An 8,396-nucleotide genomic window follows, 5' to 3' on the forward strand; every position below is an offset into this window, starting at 1 on the left:
TGCACGGAAACCAAAAGTTCTATTTCTCTTTACTTTACTTGGCTGATAGGTTCTTTTTCCTTTGTAACTCATGAATTTACTCCAATATTTTTCGCATAAAAGCGCAGATTTTATAACTCACAGACAAAATTGTCCGATTAGCAACTTTATATGAGATAAGAAAAATGGTCAATATCTATAACTGGTGTATCTTGACATTTTTTATATCATAACGAGGAAATAACTCATGAATCTTTCTTAATATTAAATTTTGTTTTAATAAAAAAGCACTTTTATAAGATGCATGATCAATACTTACCTCTAAGTTTTCGACATCAATTGTATCAAGTTTTACATGTGGATATAATACTGGACCAACAATTTCTTTCCACTTGAATACTACAACCTCCTCCCCAAGGCTTTCTTCAACCTTCTTTTGAAAGCTTTTTACATAGTAAGAAATAGGTACCTCATATTTCATTTAAGCAACCCTCACATACATTATACTCAATAATACTCTCTTTTTTCTCATTAAAATAACTTTCACGTGGAAGGAAGGTATAAAATGCCTGACAATAAGAAGTAAGTTCGTTTAAAAACTTAGCTCTTTTAATATCATCAAGCTCTAAAAGTACATCATCTAACAATAAAATAGGATCTTTTCCTGTTTTATCTTTAAATATTCTTGCCTCAGCAATACGAAAAAGTAATGAAGCAAGTCTAATTTGACCTGTAGAACCTGTAATTACTAAAGGACCATTTTCATCATTAACAGTAAAACGGTCTCTATGAATACCTGATGTAGTAGTCAAAAGTTTAATATCTCTATCATGTGTTTCTTTTAGATACTCAATTATTTGATTAGGATTTTCTTTTTCTTCCCATGAAGAACGATAATTAACTGTAATATTCTTCTCAGTTCCTGATATTTTTTTATATAGAAAAGGAAATATTTCATTAAATTCATTAACCATGGTTTTTCTGCTTTTTATTATCTCAAAACCTAAGTTAGCAAGTTTTACATCGTATATATCTAAAAGAGAGATTTGATTATTCTTAATAGCAGCATTTCTCTGAGCTAAAATATTTCTATATGAACGAATGTAATTTAAATATATTGGGTCATACATACTTAAAGTCTGATCAAAGAATTTTCTTCTCATCTCAGGTTCACCTTTTATAAAATCAATATCATCATGAGTAAATACAATACAAGGAAATAGATAAATTAATTCTTTTCTATCTTTTACTTCCTTTCCATTTAAAATTATCTTTCTTTTATTTAGTTCAAGAGAGTAAGAAACTTCATAAATATCATCTTCATCTTCAATGATAGCTGAAAGATTCATTATTCTTTCACCATGCTTAATCATTTCACGTGATACTTGAGTTCTAAATGAATTTCCATAACAAAGAGTATAAACAGACTCAAGGATATTTGTTTTTCCTTGTCCATTCATCCCTTCTAGAATGATATCGTCCTTATCAAAAAGGACGATACCGTTATTAATATTTCTAAAGTTGTAAAATTTTATTGATTTAAAGTGCATAATCAACCATGCATTGGCATAATTATGAAAATGAAATCTTTTTCAGGTTCTGGAAATAGAGCCATAGCTGTTTTAGATGAATTAAAACAAATCCTAAAGTAATCAGAATCAATTTTCTTAAGTGATGTAACTAAGAAAGCATTGTTGAATGTAATATTTACATCATCTCCACTATATTCACATGGTACTATTTCTTTAGCATCACCTACATCACTAGTTTCACCACTTACCATAATTCCATCTTCTTTAAGCTCTAAATAAACCTTCTTAGATTTATTCTCTACAAAGATTGATACTCTGTTTAATGCTTCAATCATTTCAGAAACTTTAATCTTACATTCATATTTAAATTCATTAGGAATTACCCTTTCATATGCAGGATATGTTCCTGTAATTAAAGATGAATAAATTAAGTGTCCATTAATTTGAGCAAAAATATGTGTATCAGTAATCATCAAAGAGAAAAGACCTTCACCAATTCCAATATTTGTCAGTATCTGAAGAAATTTAACAGGAATAATACATGATTTAAAATCAGGAATATCCTGTTCAAATCTTTTTTTAATACAACTTAATCTCTTACTATCTGTTGCAACCATTACAACATCATCATTTTTCTTTTCAAAATAAACACCTGTTAAAAAGAATTTTGATTCATCTGTACCAACAGCAAAAGATGTTTTATCAATCATATCGAAGAAATCTCTTTGAGAAAGAGAGAAAAATTGTGATTCATCATATGTTAATAGCTGTGGAAAGTGTTCAGCAGGAATAGTTCTAATATTAAAGTTAATACTTTTTGATTCTTTTAAAGGTGTAATTTTTAATTTACCATCTTCTTCACTAAATTCGATATCCATTGATGGTAAAGATTTTAATACTTGTAGAAATTTATCACATGTTACAGTAGTTGCACCAGGAACATCTGTAAAGACAGGAAAAGAGGTTAAGAATCCCATCTTATTATCTGTTCCTTTGATAGTAAGTACATTCTGATAGTTTTCAAGCAAAATATTAGAAGAAATAGTCAATGAATTTCTTTGACTAGTAAAATTGCTTGCATATTCAACTTCCTTAAGTATTGTATCTTTAGGACATATAAATTTCATAAATAATTATTCTACTCCTCTTCGATTATTAATACTGTTATTATAAAGTATATTTTAGTTTAGTAATAGTAATAATATATTCTTTTTAATTGTTGAAAACTGTTTTATTTATTGTACTGAATAAGATTACATTGTTGAAAAGTTTTACTTAAAACTTGTGGAAAAGATTTTTTAATTGTTGAAAAGTAGGAAAAAAAATAAAAATTTAAAAAGTTTTCCAAAGTTTCAACAATTCAGTATTGGTTTTTCAACAGCTTTTCAGAGAGATATTAACAACTTATCAACAAGTTTTAAACAGAGTTTTCAACAATAAAAGAAAAAAAGAGACCTGAAAAATTAATCAGGTCTCGAAAAAAAAGATGAAAAATAATTATTTTGATTTTGATCTTATTGTGTTTTCAAGAGTGTCTATTGCAGCAGCAATATCTGAATTTTGTTTCCTTTCTTGATCAACTTTATCAATTGAGTGAGTAATAGTTGAATGGTCTCTATCAAAGTAATTACCAATTTCAGTTGTTGAATATTGAGTAATTTTTCTTGTTAGATAAATAGCCATGTTTCTTGCATCTTTAATAATTGCAGTACGTTTTTTACCTTTAATTTCACTTATTTCAATGTTGTAATAAGAAGCAACTTCTTTAACAATTGTACTAATAGAAATGTCCTGTTCGCTTGCCATTGGTGCAGAAATTAGGTTCTTAAGCTGTTCTTGGGCTATTTCTAGAGTAATATTTGTTTTAATTAATTTTGAATAAGCAATCAAAGTTGTAAGAGAACCTTCGAGATCACGAACATTAGTTTTGATGTTTTCAGCCATGTAAGAAATAACTGAATCAAAGATTTTTACATTCTGTGCTTCACACTTCTTTTTTAATATAGCAACTCTTGTTTCATAGTCAGGAGCTGTTAAATTTAGATTTAAACCTCTAGTAAATCTTGATTTTAATCTATCAGTAAAACCTTTTAATTCACTAATTGGTCTATCGCAAGTAAATATAATTTGTTTATTAGCTTCATATAAATCATTAAATGTATGGAAAAGCTCTTCCTGTGTTGAAATCTTCTCTTGTAAAAAGTGAATATCATCAATTAATAGTACATCAGCTTTTCTATATTTAATTCTAAATGAAGAAGAGTTTTTTTGTTGAATTGAATTAATAAAATCGTTTGTGAAAGTTTCTGCTGTAACATAAATAACTTTCTTTTTTGGATTTTCCTTTTCAATGTAGTTTCCTACAGATTGAAGAAGGTGAGTCTTTCCAAGACCTACACCACCATATATTAAGCATGGGTTATAATTTATTCCAGGATGCATAGCAATTGCCTTTGCAGCGTTATATGCAAAATTTGTATTTTCACATGGAATAAAATTTTCAAAGGTGTAGATAGGATTTAAGTAAGAATTCTTTTTTGGAGCTTCTTCTTCTATTTGTACACTATTTTCTTCAACTTCATCGAATTCTTTTGCTTCACCTATAATAGTTTCAATATCGATATGAGTTCCAGCAATATCATCTAGTGCTGACTGTAATTCATTTTTACAGTGAGTATTAAAACTATTTAGATACATTTTTGCAGGGAAAGAAATGGTAATAGAATTATTGCCTTCTTTTACAAAAGAAGCATTAGTTAACCATATTTGCTTTCCTTTTTGTAACCTTTTTTGGGTTTCTTCAAGGGCTTCTAGATAATAGTCTTTTAACATGAAATAATCCTTTGTGTTCAATTTAGCACATTGGAAAGCTATTCTCAATTGCTGTTTTTGTGTAACTATTAACAACCAATTGTTGTTTTATCAATAATTGATAAGATATTTATATATATTATAAAAAAATATAAACTATGTATTTTTATGAAAGCTTATTGAAGCTAAGTTAAAAAATTGTTACTATATATTAATATTATGCTTTTTTTAAAAGCTCTGAAATAAGGTGAGTCAATTTTATGGATGAAACAAAAAAAAACGAAGATGAAAACATGCTTACCGAAGGATTAAATGCTGCTACAGCAGTAGGTAATTCTGAAGAATATGACAGTAGTGAAATTCAAGTACTTGAAGGTCTTGAGCATGTACGTCTTCGCCCTGGTATGTACATTGGTACTACCGGTATTGATGGCCTTCATCATCTTGTATATGAAGTCCTTGATAACAGTATTGATGAAGCTATGGCTGGCTTTTGTGATCAAATTACAATTACATTTGATCATAACGAATATGGTGAAGTTTGTACTGTAGAAGATAATGGTAGAGGTATCCCTGTAGATATCCACCCACAGGTTGGAAAGAGTACACTTGAAGTATGTTTAACAAAACTTAATGCAGGTGGTAAGTTCGGTAAAGGTGCTTATAAGGTATCTGGTGGTCTTCATGGTGTTGGTGTTTCTTGTGTAAACGCCCTTTCCTGCTATTTAGAGGCCACAGTTTATAGAGATGGAAACATTTATAAGCAAATATACCATAGAGGCATTCCTGAAGAAGATGTGAAGATTGTAGGACATTGCGATCCTGAAAAACATGGAACTACTATTAGCTTCTCTCCTGACTTCGAAGTAATGGAGAATAATAGTTTTAACTATGAAACATTATCAAATCGCTTTAGAGAACTTAGTTTTTTAAATCATGGTATAAGAATTACTATTGTTGATAAGCGTCAGGAAGAAGAGAAAACAGAATCATTCCACTCAGAAGGTGGTTTAAATGAGTTTGTTTCCTATCTCAATGAGTATAAGAAAACATTATTTGCTCCTATTTCTTTTGAAGGTGTAAAAGATGATGTTGTTGTTGAAATAGCACTTCAGTATAACGACAAATATGATGAGAAAGTTTATTCATTTGTAAACAACATTAATACACGTGAAGGTGGTACTCATTTAACAGGTTTTAAAACAGCAGTCTTAATGGCTGTAAATAACCAGCTTTCTAAAAATGCAAAGATGCTTAAAAAGTTTGGTAATGATAAACTAGAATCAGCTGATATCTCTGAAGGTTTAACTGGTGTTGTATCAATAAAGATACCTAATCCTCAATTTGAAGGTCAAACTAAGATGAAACTTGGTAATGCTAATGTAAGATTTATTGTTCAATCATTAGTATATGAAAAGTTGAATAATTATTTTGACGAATTTCCAGGTGATATCGAGCTCCTTCTAGATAAAGCAATAAGTGCAGCTCTTGGTCGTATTGCTGCTAGAAAGGCACGTGAACAGATAAGAAAGAAAAGTGAAGGTGGTGGCCTTCCTGGTAAGCTTGCAGACTGTTCAGAGAAAGATCCTGCTAAATGTGAAGTATTTATAGTTGAGGGTGATTCAGCAGGTGGTTCTGCAAAGCAAGGAAGAGACAGAAGATTCCAAGCTATTTTACCTCTTTGGGGTAAAATGCTTAATGTTGAAAAAGCTCAAGAGTATAAAGTACTTGGAAATGATAAGCTTCAGCCTGTTATTTCTACAATTGGTGCTGGATTAACAAGGTATAATAACCAGATTGAAGATAGTGAACAAACCTTTGATATTACTAAGGCACGATATCATAAAATTATCATTATGGCCGATGCCGATGTTGATGGTTCTCATATTAGGACATTGTTGCTAACTTTCTTCTTTAGATATATGAGACCTCTTATTGAGGCTGGTTATATCTATTTTGCAATGCCTCCTCTATATAAAATTACATTAGGTAAGAAGGTTTTCTATGCTTATGATGAAGCTGATAAAAAGCGCATTATTGAAGAAAACTGTGCAGGAATGGATGAAGCAAAAATACCTATTCAGCGTTATAAAGGTCTTGGTGAGATGAATCCTGAACAGCTTTGGGAAACAACTATGAATCCTGAAACTAGATTAATTAGTAAGATTCATCTTGAGGATGCTGAAGAAGCTGATAGAGTATTCTCAATGCTCATGGGTGAAGATGTTGAGCCTAGGCGTGAGTTTATCGAGCAGAATGCTACTTATGTAGCTAATCTTGATGTATAAAGGAAGATTGTATGGATGACGAAATAACAAAGGCTGACGATATTAACAGCCGCACAATAATAGCTGATGTTTCGACTGAGATGAAGACCAGCTATCTGAACTATGCTATGTCAGTTATCATCAGTCGTGCTCTTCCTGATGTAAGGGATGGTTTAAAGCCTGTTCATAGAAGAATTTTATACGATATGTATGAAATGGGTTTAAAAGCTAGTGGACCATATAAAAAATGTGCTCGTATCGTCGGTGATGTACTTGGTAAATATCACCCACATGGTGATGCTTCTGTTTATGATGCATTAGTACGCTTAGCACAAGATTTCTCATTAAGATATCCTGTTGTTACTCCTCAAGGTAACTTTGGTTCTATCGATGGTGATCCACCAGCTGCAATGAGATATACCGAATCAAAGATGAGCAAAATTGGTGAAGAAATGCTCACTGATATTGGTAAGAATACAGTTGATTTTGGACCAAACTATGATGATTCTCTTGAAGAGCCAACAGTATTACCTGCTGCTTTCCCTTTCTTACTTACTAATGGTTCTAGTGGTATTGCTGTAGGTATGGCAACAAATATGGCTCCTCATAACCTAACTGAAGTAGTAGATGGTATTTGTGCTTTAATAGATAATCCTGATATTTCTTCATTAGAATTAATGGATTATGTAAAAGGACCAGATTTTCCTTCTGCAGGTATTATTTGTGGAAAAAAAGGTATAGTTGATGCATTTACTACAGGAAAAGGTAAGGTTGTTATACGTTCACGCTATGAAATTGAGGAAAATGAAAAAGGTCATGATAGAATCATTTTCACTGAAATTCCATATCAAGTAAACAAAGCTGAGTTAGTAAAGAAGATTGATGATTTAAGAAAAGATAATGCAATTCCAAACATTTCACAGGTTCGTGATGAATCTGATAGAGATGGTATTAGAATTGTTGTTGAGCTTAAGCAAGGTGCAGTTCCTAATATAGTTCTTAATATGCTATTTAGTAGAACAGCCCTTCAATCTAACTTTAATATCTATAATCTTGCTCTTAAAGATGGAAGACCTAAGGTTCTTACTCTTAAAGAGATGCTTTCTTCTTATGTAGATCATAGAGAAATAGTAATCGAAAGAAGAACACGTTATGATCTTCAAAAGGCAGAAGAAAGAGCTCATATTCTTGAAGGCTTAAAGATTGGTCTTGATAATATTGATGAAGTAATTGAGATTATTAAATCAAGTGAAGATAATAATGTTGCATCACTTGAATTACAAAAGAGATTTAATCTTGATGCAAAACAAGCTTTTGCTATCATCGATATGAAACTTGGTAGGCTTTCACATCTTGAAACACAAAAGATTCTTGATGAATTAGCTGAAATTGAAGCTCAAATTGCTTACTACAAAGACTTATTATCTGATAGAAATAAAATCTTAGCTGTTGTTAAGAAAGAAATTCAAGAAATTGGTCAAAGATTTGGTGATAGAAGAAGAACTGAAATTCAAGAAAGAGAATTAGATAATACAACTGATGCAGACTTTATTAAGGAAGAACAGGTTGTAGTATCAATTTCAAATAAAGGTTTTGCTAAGCGTTTATCTGCAGAAGAATACAAAGCTCAAAGTAGAGGTGGTAAAGGCGTAAAGGGTGCTAAACTCACTGATGGTGACTTTATCGAACACTTATTTATTGCATCAAGCCATGATATCGTAATGTATGTTACAAACCTTGGTAAGGCATATTACACATATGTTTATGAAATTCCTGAAGGTGCTAAGAATTCAAAGGGTGCAAACAT

At 30.8% G+C, this 8,396-nt stretch carries 7 protein-coding genes; 2 read left to right on the forward strand and 5 right to left on the reverse strand.

The window, feature by feature from the left end; genetic code table 11:
• The 5 genes from SOY52_RS11205 to dnaA all read right to left on the reverse strand — a co-directional run.
• On the reverse strand, positions 1–72 hold a 72-nt coding region (locus SOY52_RS11205), incomplete at its 3' end, for a 50S ribosomal protein L34 (RefSeq protein WP_414429594.1).
• A gap of 103 nt (positions 73–175) precedes the next feature.
• Positions 176–460 carry a DciA family protein gene (locus SOY52_RS06685; protein ID WP_320848185.1) on the reverse strand — a complete coding sequence of 95 codons (285 nt, stop codon included), beginning with the start codon at positions 458–460 and terminating at the stop codon, positions 176–178.
• Positions 450–1,529: a DNA replication/repair protein RecF gene (gene recF / locus SOY52_RS06690; protein ID WP_320848186.1), complete on the reverse strand. Its 1,080-nt coding sequence runs from the start codon at positions 1,527–1,529 to the stop codon at positions 450–452. Before recF ends, SOY52_RS06685 begins: the two co-directional genes overlap by 11 nt.
• Positions 1,530–1,531: 2 nt before the next feature.
• The gene (dnaN, locus tag SOY52_RS06695; protein ID WP_320848187.1) at positions 1,532–2,638 is read right to left on the reverse strand and encodes a DNA polymerase III subunit beta; all 1,107 of its coding nucleotides are present in this window, start codon (positions 2,636–2,638) and stop codon (positions 1,532–1,534) included.
• Between the two features lie 370 nt (positions 2,639–3,008).
• Positions 3,009–4,343 carry a chromosomal replication initiator protein DnaA gene (dnaA, locus tag SOY52_RS06700; RefSeq protein WP_320848188.1) on the reverse strand — a complete coding sequence of 445 codons (1,335 nt, stop codon included), beginning with the start codon at positions 4,341–4,343 and terminating at the stop codon, positions 3,009–3,011.
• 272 nt (positions 4,344–4,615) lie between these two features.
• Here dnaA and gyrB point away from each other — a divergent pair, with 272 nt between their 5' ends.
• Positions 4,616–6,610: a DNA topoisomerase (ATP-hydrolyzing) subunit B gene (gyrB, locus tag SOY52_RS06705; protein ID WP_414429595.1), complete on the forward strand. Its 1,995-nt coding sequence runs from the start codon at positions 4,616–4,618 to the stop codon at positions 6,608–6,610.
• 11 nt (positions 6,611–6,621) lie between these two features.
• Positions 6,622–8,396: DNA topoisomerase (ATP-hydrolyzing) subunit A (gene gyrA / locus SOY52_RS06710; RefSeq protein ID WP_320848190.1), on the forward strand; the 1,775-nt coding region annotated here is incomplete at its 3' end.

The organism is Bullifex sp., assembly GCF_034103065.1.
Taxonomy (GTDB): domain Bacteria; phylum Spirochaetota; class Spirochaetia; order Sphaerochaetales; family Sphaerochaetaceae; genus Bullifex.

What these genes read in the sequence shown, in the direction of transcription:
- SOY52_RS06685 (WP_320848185.1), bottom strand. Translation starts at nt 460, where the DNA reads ATGAAATATGAGGTACCTATTTCTTACTATGTAAAAAGCTTTCAAAAG.
- recF (WP_320848186.1), bottom strand. Translation starts at nt 1,529, where the DNA reads ATGCACTTTAAATCAATAAAATTTTACAACTTTAGAAATATTAATAAC.
- dnaN (WP_320848187.1), bottom strand. Translation starts at nt 2,638, where the DNA reads ATGAAATTTATATGTCCTAAAGATACAATACTTAAGGAAGTTGAATAT.
- dnaA (WP_320848188.1), bottom strand. Translation starts at nt 4,343, where the DNA reads ATGTTAAAAGACTATTATCTAGAAGCCCTTGAAGAAACCCAAAAAAGG.
- gyrB (WP_414429595.1), top strand. Translation starts at nt 4,616, where the DNA reads ATGCTTACCGAAGGATTAAATGCTGCTACAGCAGTAGGTAATTCTGAA.